This is a genomic window from Xanthomonas campestris pv. asclepiadis, from assembly GCF_020784175.1.
GTDB classification, from domain to species: Bacteria; Pseudomonadota; Gammaproteobacteria; order Xanthomonadales; family Xanthomonadaceae; genus Xanthomonas; species Xanthomonas campestris_D.
Window position 1 is genome coordinate 1 of the sequence record NZ_JAJGQM010000072.1, and the last position, 15,735, is coordinate 15,735.

The 15,735-nt window shown below is 64.3% G+C and carries 13 protein-coding genes; 5 read left to right on the forward strand and 8 right to left on the reverse strand.

The genetic code is table 11. The annotated features are described in order from the left end of the window. Window positions 1-319 precede the first annotated feature (319 nt). The 6 genes from flgF to LL972_RS20560 form a co-directional block, all read right to left on the reverse strand. Window positions 320-1,075, reverse strand: coding sequence for a flagellar basal-body rod protein FlgF (gene flgF / locus LL972_RS20535; RefSeq protein ID WP_228329167.1), 756 nt, complete (start codon window positions 1,073-1,075; stop codon window positions 320-322). 151 nt (window positions 1,076-1,226) lie between these two features. Continuing rightward, a complete protein-coding gene (gene flgE, locus LL972_RS20540; protein WP_104533382.1) occupies window positions 1,227-2,450 on the reverse strand; it encodes a flagellar hook protein FlgE in 1,224 nt (407 codons plus the stop codon). 31 nt (window positions 2,451-2,481) lie between these two features. Next, a complete protein-coding gene (locus LL972_RS20545; RefSeq protein WP_228329168.1) occupies window positions 2,482-3,153 on the reverse strand; it encodes a flagellar hook capping FlgD N-terminal domain-containing protein in 672 nt (223 codons plus the stop codon). Window positions 3,154-3,190: 37 nt separating this feature from the next. Next, window positions 3,191-3,598, reverse strand: coding sequence for a flagellar basal body rod protein FlgC (gene flgC, locus LL972_RS20550; protein ID WP_005914451.1), 408 nt, complete (start codon window positions 3,596-3,598; stop codon window positions 3,191-3,193). Window positions 3,599-3,601: 3 nt separating this feature from the next. Then, window positions 3,602-4,003, reverse strand: a complete 402-nt coding sequence (gene flgB / locus LL972_RS20555) for a flagellar basal body rod protein FlgB (protein ID WP_024939612.1) — start codon at window positions 4,001-4,003, stop codon at window positions 3,602-3,604. Between the two features lie 350 nt (window positions 4,004-4,353). Then, window positions 4,354-5,298: a chemotaxis protein CheV gene (locus tag LL972_RS20560; RefSeq protein ID WP_228329169.1), complete on the reverse strand. Its 945-nt coding sequence runs from the start codon at window positions 5,296-5,298 to the stop codon at window positions 4,354-4,356. A gap of 365 nt (window positions 5,299-5,663) precedes the next feature. Between LL972_RS20560 and flgA the strand changes: the two genes are divergently transcribed. The 4 genes from flgA (at window position 5,664) to LL972_RS20580 (ending at window position 8,414) form a co-directional block, all read left to right on the forward strand. Next, complete coding sequence (gene flgA / locus LL972_RS20565) at window positions 5,664-6,308, forward strand: flagellar basal body P-ring formation chaperone FlgA (RefSeq protein WP_228329170.1); 645 nt, start codon at window positions 5,664-5,666, stop codon at window positions 6,306-6,308. A 66-nt stretch (window positions 6,309-6,374) separates the two neighbouring features. Next, window positions 6,375-6,686 carry a flagellar biosynthesis anti-sigma factor FlgM gene (flgM, locus tag LL972_RS20570; RefSeq protein ID WP_104582672.1) on the forward strand — a complete coding sequence of 104 codons (312 nt, stop codon included), beginning with the start codon at window positions 6,375-6,377 and terminating at the stop codon, window positions 6,684-6,686. A gap of 15 nt (window positions 6,687-6,701) precedes the next feature. Next, window positions 6,702-7,034, forward strand: coding sequence for a flagellar protein FlgN (locus tag LL972_RS20575; RefSeq protein WP_228329171.1), 333 nt, complete (start codon window positions 6,702-6,704; stop codon window positions 7,032-7,034). 153 nt (window positions 7,035-7,187) lie between these two features. Continuing rightward, window positions 7,188-8,414 carry an ATP-binding protein gene (locus LL972_RS20580; RefSeq protein WP_228329172.1) on the forward strand — a complete coding sequence of 409 codons (1,227 nt, stop codon included), beginning with the start codon at window positions 7,188-7,190 and terminating at the stop codon, window positions 8,412-8,414. A 145-nt stretch (window positions 8,415-8,559) separates the two neighbouring features. Here LL972_RS20580 and LL972_RS20585 read toward each other — a convergent pair whose 3' ends face one another. Together LL972_RS20585 and LL972_RS20590 are read right to left on the reverse strand one after the other, a co-directional pair. Continuing rightward, the gene (locus tag LL972_RS20585; protein WP_228329173.1) at window positions 8,560-10,281 is read right to left on the reverse strand and encodes an EAL domain-containing protein; all 1,722 of its coding nucleotides are present in this window, start codon (window positions 10,279-10,281) and stop codon (window positions 8,560-8,562) included. A gap of 3 nt (window positions 10,282-10,284) precedes the next feature. Further along, complete coding sequence (locus tag LL972_RS20590; protein ID WP_228329174.1) at window positions 10,285-12,417, reverse strand: PAS domain S-box protein; 2,133 nt, start codon at window positions 12,415-12,417, stop codon at window positions 10,285-10,287. A gap of 120 nt (window positions 12,418-12,537) precedes the next feature. On the opposite strand from LL972_RS20590, the gene LL972_RS20595 reads away from it, so the two are divergent. Beyond that, a complete protein-coding gene (locus LL972_RS20595; protein ID WP_228329175.1) occupies window positions 12,538-15,324 on the forward strand; it encodes a bifunctional diguanylate cyclase/phosphodiesterase in 2,787 nt (928 codons plus the stop codon). The last annotated feature ends 411 nt before the right edge of the window (window positions 15,325-15,735 follow it).

Genomic DNA, 15,735 nt, shown 5'->3' on the forward strand with positions numbered 1-15,735 from the left:
CCCCCTCCAACAACACAGTTGCTACAAGGACGTACTTGCGGCGTGTCCTGCGATGGTGGGCGGGCAAGAGCCCTGCATTCAAGTCACAAACCAGCGGGCTCTGCAACGAATGCCCAGCTCAACAGCGTTGCCAACCGCACATACCTTGCCGTCACACCATCGCTAGTCTGCGTCAACCGCGTACGAACCACCTGCGGGACCGCAGGAGTCCAATGACATGCCACTTCGCTCGCGAGCCACGTCCCCCGGGCGGCCGCCATCCAGGTGCTCGGCAGCGCGGCAAGCCAACCGGCGGTGGTGTAATGGGCGCCAGTGGCGCTTAACCGCTGACCCGCAGCAGCGAATTGGCCGACTGCGCGTTGTCGTCGCCATTCTTGATGATCTTGACCTGCATTTCGAACTGACGCTGCAGCTGGATCATCTCCACCAGTGCGCCGGCGGCATCCACGTTGCTGCCCTCCAGCATGCCGCTGTTGATGGTCTTGCCGGTGGCCACCGCAAATGCCTGCGCCGGGTCGGTACTGGTATTGCGCATCAGCCCGTCCGGGCGCCGCGTCAACCGGTCGGCGGGGGCGTCGACCACCTTCATCTTGCCGACGATGGCCATGGTCTGCGGGCCTTCGCCCTGCGGAATGATCGAGATGCTGCCGTCGCTGCCGATCTCCATTGCCTGGTGCGGCGGGATCGTCATCGGATTGCCGCCTTCATCCAGCACCGCATGGCCATTGGCGGTGACCAGCTGACCATTGGCTGTGAGCGCCAGCTCGCCGTTGCGGGTATAGGCCTCGCTGCCGTCGGGCGACTGCACCGCCAGCCAGCGGTCCTGCTGCAGCGACACGTCCAGCGGGTTGCCGGTGACCTTCTGGTGGCCCTGGCTGCGGTCGAAGCCCTGGTCCACATGCAGCGCATCGATCCGCGACGGATAACCCTTGCCGTGGATCTTGAACGCCTCGGTATTGGCCAGCGCAGCCTTGAACCCAACCGTATCGACGTTGGCGAGATTGTGCGACACGGTGCCCTGCGCCTGCAGGGAGGCGCGGGCGCCGGTCATCGCAACGTAGAGAGCTTTGTCCATGAGGCACCGGGAATCGGGAATCGGGAATCGGGAATGGGGAATTGCAAAAGCGGAGTTTCAGGAAGCTGGGAGAGAAGGGGCAAGGCCGGCATCCGATACACGCAATGCCAGCTCTTACGATTCCCTAATCCCCAATCCCGATTCCCGGCCGTTAACGAATATTGATGATCGTCTGGGTGACCTGATCCTGGGTCGAGATCATCTGCGAGTTGGCCTGGAAGTTGCGCTGGGCCACGATCATGTTCACCAGCTGCTCGGTCAGGTCCACCGTGGAGGATTCCAGCGAGCCGGATTCGATCTGGCCCAGGTCCGAGGTGTCCGGTGCGCCGGTGCGGGCGGCGCCGGAGGTGTAGCTTTCGGCCCACATGTTGTTGCCCTGCGACTGCAGGCCCTGCGGATTGACGAAGCTGCTCAGCGCGACCTGGCCCAGCGGCTTGTCTGCGCCGTTGGAGTAGCGCGCGAACACCACACCGCTGGTGTCGATGCTGATCTCGTTGAGCTTGCCGCTGGCGTAGCCGTCCTGGCGGGTGTCGCGCAGTGCGAAGGCTTCGCCGTACTGGGTCGAGCCACTGACGTTGAGCTGCATGCTCAGCACGCCGGCACCGGTGCTCGGGGTGAACGGGTCCATCGTGATGATGCCGTTGGCCGGGGTGGTCAGCGCGCCGGTATCGGAGAACTGCAGCGTTGTCGGCGCACCGACGGCGGCGCCGTCCACGTAGTTGTGCACCTGCCATTCGTTGGGGTTGGCGGTCTTGACGAAGTAGGAGGTCTGCACATGGCTGACGCCCAGCGAATCGTAGACGTTGATGCCGCCGGTGGAGTGGCTGTAGGTCTTGTCGTCGGCCGGGCTGAACGGGGTCACCGTCGGCGCGGTGGCGTTGCCGGGCAGGGTGAAGGCCAGGTTGACCGTGGAGGTCGACTTGGGCGGGCTGTCGGTGGTCAGCAGCTGCAGGTCCGACAGACGGCCAACGTCGAAGCCGTTACCGCTGGGGTTGGGGGCGAAGACCTGCAGGCGCGCGCCCTGCGGATTGACCACATAGCCGTTGGCATCGGTCTGGAAGTTGCCGGCGCGGGTGTACATCTTGGCGCCGTTGGAGGACACGGTGAAGAAGCCTTCGCCGGAGACCGCCAGATCCAGGCTGCGCCCGGTCGGATCGATATTGCCCTGCGAAAACTGCTGCGCCACATTGCTGACGCGCACGCCCGAACCCACCGCATTGCGCGACAGGCCGTAGCTGGTGCTCTGGAACATGTCGGCAAACTCGGCGCGCGATTCCTTGAAACCGGTCGTGTTGACGTTGGCGATGTTGTTGGAGGTGACGTTCAGATCGGCATTGGCTGCGTTGATGCCGGACAACGAGGTATTGAAAGCCATGGAAGAGGTCCTTTGAGTGTCGGTTGCCGGCTCAGCTGACGCGGAGCACGTTGGCGAGCGGGGAAGTGCCTAGCCCGGTCAGGTTGAGATACAGGCCGTCCGAGCCGATCGTGACGCTGTCCACCGGAGCGTCCACATAGGTGGGCAACTTGCTTTTGGCACCGGCGGTGTCGGTCTGGGTGGCGGTCACGCCGTACTTGCCGGCGGCCATGCGGTTGCCGTTGGCATCGGTGCCGTCCCAGGCAAACGACACCTCGCCGGCGGCGCTGGCCGGCACGCTGAGCTGTTTGACGAACGCGCCGTTGGCATCGGTGATTTCGAAATTGACGGTGCCGGCCGAGGTCGCGGCGACCACGCCCTTGGCCGAGTTGGTGGCATCGATGGCGACCTGCGCGGAGGGCACCAGCACGTTGTGCCCGACCAGCGAGGCGCCCTTCAGCACCTGGTCGCTGCTCTGTGCCGCGGAGAAGCTGCTGACCTTTGTATTGAGGTCGCCAATGCCCTGCACGGTGGAGAACTGCGCCAACTGGCCCAGAAACGCGCTGTTTTCCATCGGTTTGAGCGGGTCCTGGTGCTGCAGCTGCTCGGTCATCAACTTGAGGAAGTCGGCCTGGCCGAGCGACTCCTCCTTCTTCTTGGTCGCTGTGGCGCTGCTGGAGGTCAGCCCGAGGCTGGTGTAGAGATCACTACCGATCGTGCTCATGTGAAAGTGTCCGTAAGGGAAGGGTCAGCTAGGAGGGTCAGCGACCCATGGTCAGGGTGGCGAGCGCCAGTTCCTTGGCGGTGTTGAGCATTTCCACGCCGGCCTGGTAGTTGCGCGAGGCCGAGATCATGTTGACCATCTGCGAGACCGGGTCCACGTCGGGCGAGAACACATAGCCATCGGCATCGGCCAGCGGATGGCCGGGCTCGTAGCGACGGATCGGCGGCGCGTTGGTGGTGGTGATCTCCTTGACGTTCACCGAGGTCAGGCTGGGGTCCTGGCGACTTTGCTGGGCCTGGAAGATTGGCTCGATCGGCTTGTAGGTCGCCTCGGCCGAGCCGGCGACCGAATCCGCATTGGCCAGGTTGGAGGCGATGGTGCTCAGGCGGACCGACTGCGCATGCAGCGCCGAGCCGGCCACATCGAAGATGGGAAGATTGCTCATGACTTATTGGCCGGTGATCGCGGTGAGCATCGAGCGCACCTTGGATTCGAGGAAGCTCAGCGAGGCGCGGTATTCCAGCGCGGCGCGGCCGTAGGCAGCACGTTCGGCATCGGGATCGACGGTATTGCCGTCCAGGCTGGGCTGGTCGGATTCGCGGGTGATCTGGAACGGGTTGAGTCCGGCGCTGCTGCCGATCTCGTAATGCTTGGCGTCGGTGGTCTGCAGCAGGGTGCCGTCGCGTACGCCTTCGGCCGATTTGAGCGCCGCCTCGAAATTCAGATCCTTGGCCTTGTAGCCAGGGGTGTCCACATTGCTCAGATTGCTGGCAATGAGCTTCATGCGCTGCTCGCGCAGCGGCAGAGCATCGCCGTGGATGCCTAGAAAGGACGAGATGGAATTGGACACGGTGCTCTCCCGCGAAGTGTTACCAGGGAGAAAGCAATGTTTGTGCCAATCGAGGTGGTACGGGCCGCGGAACGCGGAGAATGATCGGCGTCGCCGACGAACGGCAGCTTGGCCGTCCCGGGAACGCGATGGACATCGTATCCGTCGCGGCGCTGCTTCAATCAGGCACGCCAGGCCGGAAGGTTGGGCACTAACCGAGGCGCGGTCCGGCCACGTCCGGCGTCAGCGGATGTCACTTTAAAAGCGGGTTGACGCACACCGCACCGACTTCAATGTTGCCGGGCTCTTGGAAGCCCGGCGCGGCGCTTTGTCGCTGTGGTCGGCCCCGATCCGGCAGCCGATCGGCCTGCTCAGGCCGCTTCGGCGACCACTTTCAGGCGGGCCAGCACGTAGTCGGCCAGCTCGTGGGCGCTGTACTTGGCCACGAAGGCATTGGCGCCGACCTGTTCGACCATGGCGTTGTTGAACACGCCCGACAAGGAGGTGTGCAACAGCACGTACAGGCCTTGCAGCCCCGGCGTGCGCCGGATTTCCGTCGTCAGCGTGTAGCCGTCCATGGCCGGCATCTCGATGTCGGAGATGACCATCGCATAGCGGTCGGCCGGATTCTCGCCTGATGCAGCCACCTGCAAGAGATGGTCCAGCGCCTGGCGGCCGTCGGACAACAAGGTCGCCGAGACGCCAAGCTGGTCGAGCACGCTGCGGATCTGCTGACGCGCCACGCGCGAGTCATCCACCACCAGCACCTGGAACTGCCGGTCGTAATGCACCAGTTGCAGCGAGGGATCCAGCTGCACGTCCTTGCTGACCTTGGCGATATCGGCGAGCACGCTTTCCACGTCGATGACCTGGATCAGCTCGCCCTGGAACCGCGTCACCGCCGTCAAATAAGTGGCTTCGGCGCCGAGTTCCGGCGGCGGATGGATATCTTCCACCGCAATATTGACGATGCGCTCCACGCCGCTGACCAGAAAGCCCTGGACCGAGCGGTTGAATTCGGCCACCACCAGATAGCCGGGGCCGTTCTCCGAGTGCGCATCGCGCTCCGGGTGGCCGATTGCCAGGCCTAAGTCCAGCACCGGCACCGAGCGCCCGCGCACGTCGGCCACGCCGGCGAACTCGGTCGGCAGGCCGGGCACCTGGAACAGCTCCGGGCGGCGCAGCACTTCCTGCACCTTGAAGACGTTGACGCCAAAAAGCTGGCGCCCGCCCAGCCGGAACAGCAGCAGTGCCAGTCGATTGTGGCCAGCCAGACGCGTGCGCTGGTCGATGCGGTTGAGCAGATCGTGGGTCATGGGGCAGATATCGACAGCGCCAGCTGGAAACTTGAGGGCTTTATGGTTGGTCGGGGGGGCGCTGTCGGGATTCGGGATTGGGGAGTGGGGATTCGCAGAAGCGCGGGGATTGGGGGATTTGGGATTAGGGATTGGCTCAAAGGCGTGAATGAGCGCGTTGGTCAGGCCGTTGCTGCTTCTGCGGCCCTGAAGGTTTCAGAGACAGTTGTTCAGATAGATGCGCTGGTTCAAAGGGTCCATGGCACCGGAAAAATGAATCACCCGCCAGGCCGCTCTTACCAATCCCCAATCCCGACTCCCCAATCCCGGCAAAAACAGGCACGCCTCTTGCACTGTCTATTCCGTCTTCCTCCGGATCCGGTCCCATGCGCCTGCTCCTGCTTGTCATCTTGTTGGCTGCCGCTCCGGCCTGGGCCCAGAGCTATCAGTCTGTCGATTCCATCCGCGCCGCGGCGCTGGCCACCGTCGGCCCGGACGCCGAGGCCGAGGCCACGCTCGATCCGGGCTTGCGCATGCCGGCCTGCCCGATCACGCTGCAGGCGCAGCCAACCGGCACCAATACGGTGGAAGTGGCCTGCCCGCAGCCGGCTGGCTGGCGCCTGTTCGTGCCGCTGAAGGTGCGCCGCAATCAGGACGTGTTGGTGCTGCGCCGCGGCATCAGCGCTGGAGAAGTCATTTCGCTGGCCGATATCAGTATCGAGAAGCGTGACGCCGCGCGCATCGTCGGTGCGGTACTGGCCGATCCGGTGGCTGCGGTGGGCAAGAGCGCCCGGCGCATCCTGCCGGCCGGCTCGCTGCTGTCGGCCAACGATCTGGTCACCCAGCGGCTGGTGCGGCGCGGCGACACGGTCCCGCTGGTGTCGCGCAACGGCGGTCTGGAGGTGCGCATGAGCGGTCGCGCGCTGTCCGATGCCGGTGAGAACGAGCGGGTTTCGGTGGAAAATTCCTCGTCGCGCCGGGTGGTGCAGGGGATTGTCGAAGCGAGCGGGACTGTTGTGGTCTCCAGATAGAAATTCGCTATAAAGTTTTTTTTTGGCATGCCGTTATCCCCTACGACCTGTAGAGGAGTTCCTGACATGACACAGAAGATCGAAGGCAATCTACCGACCGCTGCCACCCTTCGCACCGCGGCCACGAGCAGCAAGATCGCGTCGGCCGGTGAAGATCGCGCGTCCCCGATCGCCGCATTGCCGCCGACCGACAGCGTCAAGCTGACCGGTGAGGCGACCAACCTGCAGAACTTGCAGCGCACGCTGTCGCAGTCTTCGGCGATCGACACCGGTCGCGTCCAGGCAGTGAAGGATGCGTTGCAGAACGGCAGCTATTCCATCAATCCGGATGCCATCGCCAGCCGCATGATGGATCTGAACCAGCAACTGGCGGGCTAATCCCCGACCCAAAGGATGAACGTGAACGAGTTCCTGCAACGTCTCAGCGATGCGCTGGCCGGCGAACGCCAGGCATTGCTCGAGAACGACATCGATGGGTTGATGTGGCACACGCAGGAAAAGCTGTCGGCACTGCGCGCGCTCGAAGCGGCAATGCCCCAAGGCGAAGAAGTGCGGCTGCGCGAACTGGCCGAAGCCAATCGCGCCAACGGCGCGCTGCTGGCACGCCGGCGTCGCGAAGTGAACTGGGCGTTGCGTCATCTGGGCCGCACCGAGAGTGCGCCGTCCTACGACGCCAAGGGCCAATCAAGCGTGCTGCGCGGTGGCCGTTCGCTGGCAGTGGCCTGAAGCACCGCAGCGTGCCCAAGCGCACGCGCAGGCCGGACTCGCTGCGTAGCGGTGCGGCGTTGAGGTGCTCGGTGTGCAGGAGCGTGGCACCGCGCAATACGAGGCCTGGGCGGTTCGGCGTATATTGAAGCGTCCTCTACGCCGCCTAGTCCCGTGACTGCCAAGTTTTTTCTCAATCAAACCTTATTACCGTCCTCGGCCATGCTGCGCGCGTTTGGCGACCAGATGCTCGAGGGCGTGCTGCTGTTCCGCGCAGACGGGCAGCTGATCCTGGCCAACGCCATCGCACGCCAGAGCCTGTGCAAGGAAGATCCTGCCGACGACCGCAATCTCGGCGAGCGGATCTCGCAGGTGCTGCCGTCGGATGCGCTCAATCAGGCACGCAGCAAAGGCAGCTGGACTGGCAGCCTGCCGGTCGCCGATCGCGTGGTCATTGCGCATCTGTACTACAACGAAGAGCAGGGCATCGGGCACTTTCTGGCGCTGTTCCACAACATCGAAGGCCAGCAGGACTACGAGCGCGAGCTGCAGCAGCGCCATGCCGAATTGCGGCAGGCCTATCTGCGTTTGAACGGCGCGCAGGACAAGCTGCTGCAGTCGGAGAAGATGGCCTCCATCGGCCAGCTGGCCGCCGGCGTGGCGCATGAAATCAACAATCCGATCGGTTACGTGCACTCCAATCTTGGCAGCCTGCAGGAATACCTGCGCAGCCTGTTCACGCTGATCGAAGCCTATGAGCGCGCACTGCAGGCGCCGGATCCGAAGGCGCTGATTCCGGAGATCGACGAGATCCGCAACCGTGCCGACATCGACTTCATCAGCCGCGACCTGCCGCAGTTGATGGCCGAGTCGCGCGAAGGCATCGAGCGGGTCACCCGCATCGTGCGTGATCTCAAGGACTTCTCGTATTCGGATCGTTCCGAGTCGTGGAAGATGGTGGACCTCCACGCCGGCCTCGAATCCACGATCAACATCATCTGGAACGAGCTCAAGTACAAGGTCACGCTGGAGCGCAACTACGCCGAGCTGCCATTGGTGGAGTGCCTGCCGTCCGAGCTCAACCAGGTCTACATGAACATGCTGCTCAACGCCGGCCAGGCGATCGTCGAGCGTGGCACGATCACCGTCACCACCGGCCGCGACGAGGCCGAAAACGTCTGGATCCAGTTCCAGGACAGCGGCGCCGGCATTGCCCCGGACCTGTTGCAACGCATCTTCGACCCGTTCTTCACCACCAAGCCGGTCGGCAGCGGGACCGGCCTGGGCCTGTCGATTTCCTACGGCATCATCAACAAGCACCACGGCCGCATCGATGTCGAAAGCGTCCCGGGGCAGGGCGCCAGTTTCAGGATCGTATTGCCGGTGCGGCAGCCGCGGTAGCGCTGGCGCGCTGGGAATCGGGAGTGGGGAATCGGGAATCGGTAGAGCGGGGTTTGCTCGTGATTTGCGCTTGGCGCGCAAATTGAAAATCTCGGGAACATGCAGGTCCAGTGCACCGCTTTACCGATTCCCCACTCCCGATTCCCTATTCCCTGCCGTTACGCAGCTCATCATGCGTACGGAAGGCCTGGCGAATGTGCTCGCGCAGCTCGTCGTCGTTCCAGGGCTTGGTCAGGAAGCGGTAGATCGCGCCGCGGTTGATCGCTTCGGTGACGGTGGCAAGGTCCGTGTAGCCGGACAGCACCAGGCGCACGGTGTCGGGGTAGAGCATTTTGACCCGGCCCAGGAACTCGGTGCCGCTCATGTCGCTCATGCGCTGGTCCGACAGGATCACCTGCACATCGTTGGTGGCGAGCAGGTCGAAGGCGTCGCGCACGTTGCCGGCGGCCAGGATGCGGTAACCGTCGCGGCGGAACAGCCGCACCAGCGAGCGCAGCACGTTTTCTTCGTCATCCAGCAGCAGCAGCGTGCGGTCGGGACGGCTTTCGGCGAACGATTCCGGGCGCAGGTAGCGGCGGCGTAGCGCCATGCCGGCCGACTCGGCCGACATCGGTTCGCCGAACAGATAGCCCTGGAAGATGTCGCAATCGTTGCGGCGCAAAAAGCCCAGTTGCGCCTGCGATTCCACGCCATTGGCGATCACCGTCATGCCCAACTGATGACCCATTGCGATGATCGCGCGCGCGATCGCCGCCTCGCGGCTGCCGGCCGGCGCGCTCTTGATGAAGCTGCGGTCGATCTTCAGCCGGTCCACCGGATAGCGCACCAGCGCACTCAGGCTGGAATCGCCGGTACCGAAATTGTCCAGGCTCAGGCTGATGCCTTCGTTGCGCAGGTTGGCCATCGTCTCGTGGACGAAGTTGACGTTGTTGGTCAACGCGCTTTCATTGATCTCCAGCGTGACGAATTGCGCCGGCACGCCGGCCGTCTGCAGCATCGCCATCACTTCGTTGAAGAAGCCCGGCCGCAACAGCTGCAGCGTGGAGACGTTGACTGCGATGCTGAAATCGTCAAAGCCCTGGTCACGCCATAACCGCGCCTGACGCACCGCGTTCTGCAGCACCCATTCGCCGATCTGCACGATCACACCCAGGCGCTCGGCGGTGCGCATGAAGCGCTCCGGCACCAGCATCCCCAATGTCGGCGATTGCCAGCGCAGCAGCGCTTCCATGCCGACGATGCGGCCGTCGCGCGCGCTCACCAGGGGCTGGTAGCGCAGGCGCAGCTCGCCATGCGGGATCGCATCGACGATCTGTCGCGCAATGATGCTCTCGCTATGCGCATTGGTGGTCGAGTTGCGGGTGTACAGCCGCACCGTATTGCCACCTTCGCGGGCGGCCTGGTAGCTGGCTTCCTCTGCGTAGTCGAGCAGGATCGACAGCGAGGCGGAGTGTTCCGGACACAGGCTGATGCCCACCTTGCCGGTCATGAACAAGGTGTACGGCAGCACCGACAACGGCAGTTCCAGTTGCTGCCGGATCTCTTCGGCAAAATCCTCCGGCAGCGGGGTGTCTTCATGACGCACCGCCACCACCACCATTTCATCGCTGCCGTGGCGCCACAACTTGCCGCGCGCGCCGAGAAAATCCTGCAGCCGGCGCGCGACTAGCGTCAGCGCCTGATCGCCGACTTCGGCGCTCATGTTCTCGTTGATCGAGGCGAAGTGGTCGATGTCGATGTGGAACACCATCAACGGCGGGCCACCGGAGGCGGCAGCGTCCACCAGATGCAGTAGTTCGGGATTGCCCGCGCCCAGGCGGGTGGGCTTGACGATTTCCAGTCCGGGCGGGATTACGGGGCTCCACATGACTTAACGTCCACCATCGTCGTGGACGGACTCGCCGACCGGGTGATAGGGCAGGCGCAACGTCACGCGCGTGCCTGCTCCGGGTGCTGATTCTATCGCGAGCGCACCGCCGACGGTTTGCGCGCGCTCACGCATCACGATCAGCCCGAGCCCACGCGGGCCTTCCGGTTCGAAGCCATCGCCGTCATCGCTGACTTCCAGGCGAAAGCTCTCGCTGTCGATCGAATGCAGACTCATGCGCACTTCGCCCGCGCAGGCGTGCCGCAGGGCATTGGTCAGGCTTTCCTGCGCGATCCGGAAACACGCTTGCTCGATCTCGTTGCCCGGCCGTACGTCCAGCGCCTGGATATCCAGCTCCAGCCGCACCGGCGATGCGCGAAACAACATCGAGGCCTGCCAGCGCAAGGCCGCTTCCAGGCCCAGGGCATCCAGCTGCGGCGGACGCAACAGCATCGACAGGTTACGCAGCTTGGTCACGGTGCTGTCGGCCAGCGACACCACTTCCAGCAGATCTTCGCGGCGCGCATCCGCATCCGGTTCGTCCAGCGCGGCATGTGCGGACAGCTTCATCGCCGTGATGGCCTGGCCGATGTCGTCGTGCAGATCGCGCGAGATCGCGCGGCGTTCGTCCTCCTGCAGCGAGAACAGGCGCTTGGCCATGGCCTGCAACTCGGCATTGCTCTCGGCCAGCGCATCGCGCATGCGTTCGGGTTCGCTCAGGTCGCGCACCACCAGCAACTTGCAACTGCGTCCGCCATAGCGGATATCGCCGGCCGACAGACCGGCATAGAAGGTACTGCCGTCGCGACGGCGCATCGCCCGTGCGCTGGACACCGGCTCGTTGCGATCGCTACCCGCGCGCAGGTACTCGCGCACCACCGGCAGATCGCTATCGCTCACCAGGATCTGCAGCGGTTCGCCCAGGATGGTCTCGCCCTGGAAACCGAACTGCACCGACCCGGCGGCATTGGCATACATCACGTGCTCGTCGGCCAGGATCAGCACGCCATCCGGCAGCACCCTGACCAGCTCGCGGAACTGTTCCTCGCGCTCGCGCAGCAACCGGCGCGATTGCTCGCGCTCGCTGACGTCCTGCAGCGTGCCATGGATATGCCGGGCGCCGTTCGGGTTGGTCACGCTTTCGGCGCGCAGATGCACGGTGCGCGGCTGCGAATCGCCGCCGGTCAGCGGCAGCAGCACATCGATCTGCACTTCGCCGCCGGTACACATGTCCTCGATCATGCGTTCGATACGCGTCTGGGTGGCCGTGTCCGAGGCGGTCAACAGTTCTTCCAGCCGGTGTTCGCGCCGATGCATCGGCACGCTGCGGCCGAGCAGGCGATACACCGCTGGCGAGTAGCGGCCCAATCCGGTTGCGCGATCCAGTTGCCATGAGCCCAGCCGCGCGATGCCCTGCGCTTCTTCCAGCCGCTGCAGCGCCTCGTCGCGCAGATGCTGCGCCTGGCGTTCTTCGCTACGGTCCACCGTGACCACCAGGCGGGCAGGGCCGCTGGCCAGATGCAACTGGTTGCTGCGGATCTCGACATGGCGCGGGCCGCTGCGGGTCAGCAGATCTTCGTGCAGGGTGCAGGTGGCGTCGCCCTTGGCGCGGATCTGGGTGATGATTTCTTCCAGGCGCGCGCCGTCGGCGTTGGGCCAGATCGCCTGCAGCGTCTGCTGCAGGAATTCGTCACGCTCCCAGCCGAAGAATTCCAGCGCGGCCGGATTGGCATCCAGGATACGCAGCGTGGCCAGGTCGTAGATCAGCGCCGGGCTGGGCAAGGCCAGGAACTTGGCCTGCAGCACTGCTTCCGATTGCGCCAGTTGCGCCTGCTCTTCCACGATCAGCGCCACGAAACGGCGCAGCACCAGATGGATCATGACGCTCGACACCAGCAGGAAGCTCGCGTCCGACCAGCGCTCCGGCATGGCGGCGCCGGCCAGGTGCAGTAGCCGGTTGCCCAGCAGCAGCCAGATCACGCCGACCAGTAAATAAAGCCCGGTCAGGGTCCACAGACCATGTTGCAGGCGCTTGGCCAGGCGAAGACGGGACACGGGAGCGGACGAAAACGCGGGCGCGGCGACAGGATGGGACATGGGTCCGCGGACGACCTTTGGTGCTGGCGATGCAACCATCTTAGCCGTAACTCGGCCCGGTTCGGTCGCGCCCGAAACACACGCCTCAACTAATCCACGAAACGGCCGTTATCCATTGCGACTCCGAAGGCAGGGGTCGATTCTTCGGAGTGTTCCAGAGTGGACTCAGGCGTCATTGCAAGCATGCTGCAGCACCCGCTGACCTCGGCGGTGGTGCTGTTGGATGCGCATGGTCAGCCTCTGGCGGCCAACCGCGTTGCGCAGTCGCTTGGATTGCCGGCAACCCTGGGTGCCTATGCCGAAGTTCTCGAAAGCAGCCGTGCCCAGCTCGCCGAGAGCGGTGGCATGGCGGCCTGCGTGCTGCCGGGTACCGGCGGCGGCCGTCTGGAAGGCTGGCTGCGCGCGGTCTGCGACGAGCACGGCCAGGTGATGGCCTTTACCCTGAGCATTCCCGAGCCGATGGGCGCCGATGGCACCAGCCGCTGGGAAATGGGCCTGGACAGCGCCGATCACGGCTTGTGGGACTGGGACATTCCCGCCGACGTGGTGTATCGCTCGGAGCGCTGGACCCGCATGCTCGGTTACTCCGAGCAGCCACTGCCGAACAATCTCACCGCCTTGTCCGGGTTGATTCATCCCGACGACCACGCGCTGGTCAGTGCCGCCGTACAGGCGCACCTGGAAGGGCGCACCGATACCTATGTAGCCGAGTTCCGCTTGCGTCAGAGCGACGGCCAGTGGCGCTGGATTCTCGATCGCGGCCGCGTTGTTTCGCGTACCGCCGACGGCCGCCCGCTGCGCATGGTCGGCACGCATACTGATGTGCATCACCACAAATTGCTCGAGCAGCAGCTGCGTGAGCAGCAGGCACAGCTGGAAGACGCCCAGCGCATCGCCAGCATGGGCAGCTGGAGCTGGGACACCCAGAAAGATCAGCTGTGGGTGTCCACCGATTTCCTGCAGCAGCTCGGCATGACCCAGGTGCGTCTGCAGAGCGTTCGCGACATCCTGCGTCTGCTGGGCCGGCCCTCGATTGCGCAGCTGCGCAGTGCCTGGCGCAAGATCAAGCACGAAGGCATGCCGGTGCACTTCGAGCTGGAAATCAACGGGCTTGCCGGCATCAATCCGCATCATCTGCGGGTATGGGCCCAGCCGGTCTTCGATGGCGACGGCAGCATGGTGCGCCTGCTCGGCCAGCTGCAGAACGTCACCGAGCAGCGCCAGACCGATGCATTGATCCGCTGGCGCACCGAGTTGCTCAACCGCGTGTCAGCGCTGGGCAAGATCGGCGGCTGCGAGATCGAGGTCGACACCCGGCGCATGCAATGGACCGAGGAGTGCTACCGCATCCACGGCCTGCGCAAGGAAAACATCACCCTGGAGCAGGCGCTGTCGCTGTACACGCAGGACTCGCGCGACGCTTTCGAGGCGGCGCTGCTGCGTATCTCCGACGGCGGCCTGCCCGAACAGCTGGAACTGTGTTTCTACCGCAACTCCGGTCAGCGGATCTGGGTACAGGTGCTGATCGAGCTGGACCGTCGCGAAGGCCTGCCGCCGCGTTTCGTCGCCTTGTTCCGCGACGTCACCCGCGAACGCGAAGCCAACGAGCGTATTGAGCTGCTGGCCCACTACGATCGCCTGACCGGTCTGCCCAACCGCTTCCTGCTGCGCGAGCAGGCGGAGAACGCGATTCGCGAAGCGCATGAGCGCGGCCAGGTGCTGGCGATGCTGCTGATCGATCTGAATGGCTTCAAGAGCATCAACGATTCGTTTGGGCATGCCACCGGCGATAACCTGCTCAAGCTTGCGTCTGCACGCCTGCATCAGCATCTGCGCAACAGCGACCTGTTCGGCCGCTTCAGCGACGACGAATTCATCGTGCTGCTGCGCGATCTCTCCGAGCCGGAAGACGCCGGCCACGTTGCGCGCAAGTTGATCAGCGCGCTTGGCGAGCCGCTGCGCAAGGACCACGTCACCCTCAAGCTCGGTGCCAGTATCGGCATCGCGCTGCAGGGCGAAGGCCTGTCGGATTTCGACAGCCTGTTGCGCGCCGCCGATGCGGCGATGTATGCAGCCAAGGAATCGGGCCGCAACACCTTCCATTACTACAGCCAGGACGTGCTGATGCGTGCACAGCGCCGCCTGGAGCTGGAACACGCGCTGCAAGGCGCGCTGGAACGCGAAGAGTTCACCCTGGTCTACCAGCCACTGGTCAACACGGTGGGCGAATCCTCTCCCGCGATCGAAGCGCTGATGCGCTGGAATCGCCCCGGCCATGGCCAGTGCAGCCCGGTCGAGTTCATTCCGATCGCCGAGGAGTGCGGCGAGATCGTGCGCCTGGGCGAATGGGTGATCGGCGAGGCCTGCCGCCAGGCCGTGGTCTGGGATCGCGCCGGGCTCAATTTCAGCCGCATCGCGGTCAATGTGTCGGCGGTGCAGCTGCGCGAGCGTGGCTTTGCCGAGCGCGTGCTGGAAATCTGCCGCGACAACGGCTGGTCGCCCTCGCGTCTGGAACTGGAATTGACCGAATCGGCATTGATCCGCGATTCGGATGCGCTGCGCCGCTGTTTCGAGCTGTTCGAGCAAAATGGCGTGCTGCTGGCGGTGGACGACTTCGGTACCGGCTTCTCCAACCTGCATTACCTCAACCGCTTCCCGGTGCAGCGCCTGAAGATTGACCGCAGCTTCGTGCAAGGCATGCTCGATGACGCCAATACCGCCGAAGTGACCCAGGCCATCGTGCATCTGGGCCATGCGCTCGGCATGCAGGTGGTGGCCGAAGGGGTGGAAACGGTGCAGGAAGACGCACTGCTGCGCCAGCAGGGCTGCGACGAAATCCAGGGCTACTTCTATTCGCGTCCGCTCTCGCCGCGCGACATGGCGCAGTGGCTGCGCGAAGCCGAAGCCGGCATGCGCCTCGGTGCACGCCTAGTCATCGCCGGCTGACGCAACCTGTCGCAGCGCCTGGCGTCGTCCGGCTGTTCAATCGTCTGACTGTCCACATACGCAAGTCAAAAGCTCGGTGAGTCGAGGGCGCGATGCCCTCACCACTTGCGGGACACGCCGTGAATCCGTCCATGGAGGCTCCTTGGCGGCATCCATGCCGCCAAGGGTCCGGCAACCGGCGAGGACACCGCACCAGAGAGTTGGTCGGTTACTTTAAAAGCTTGTCCGTTGCTCGGCTTTCGTTGGGAAGATGACCCAGCCCGCAGCTATCCAAAGAACGGACGTCATGCACCGCTTGCAACCATGCACACCGACCATCCCGACTGGTCCTTGTCCGCCTACCGTCGCGGGACCTTGAGCGGCATGGATGCCGCGCCAGAGCCTTATCTGTTCGGATTCTGGCAGTTTGGG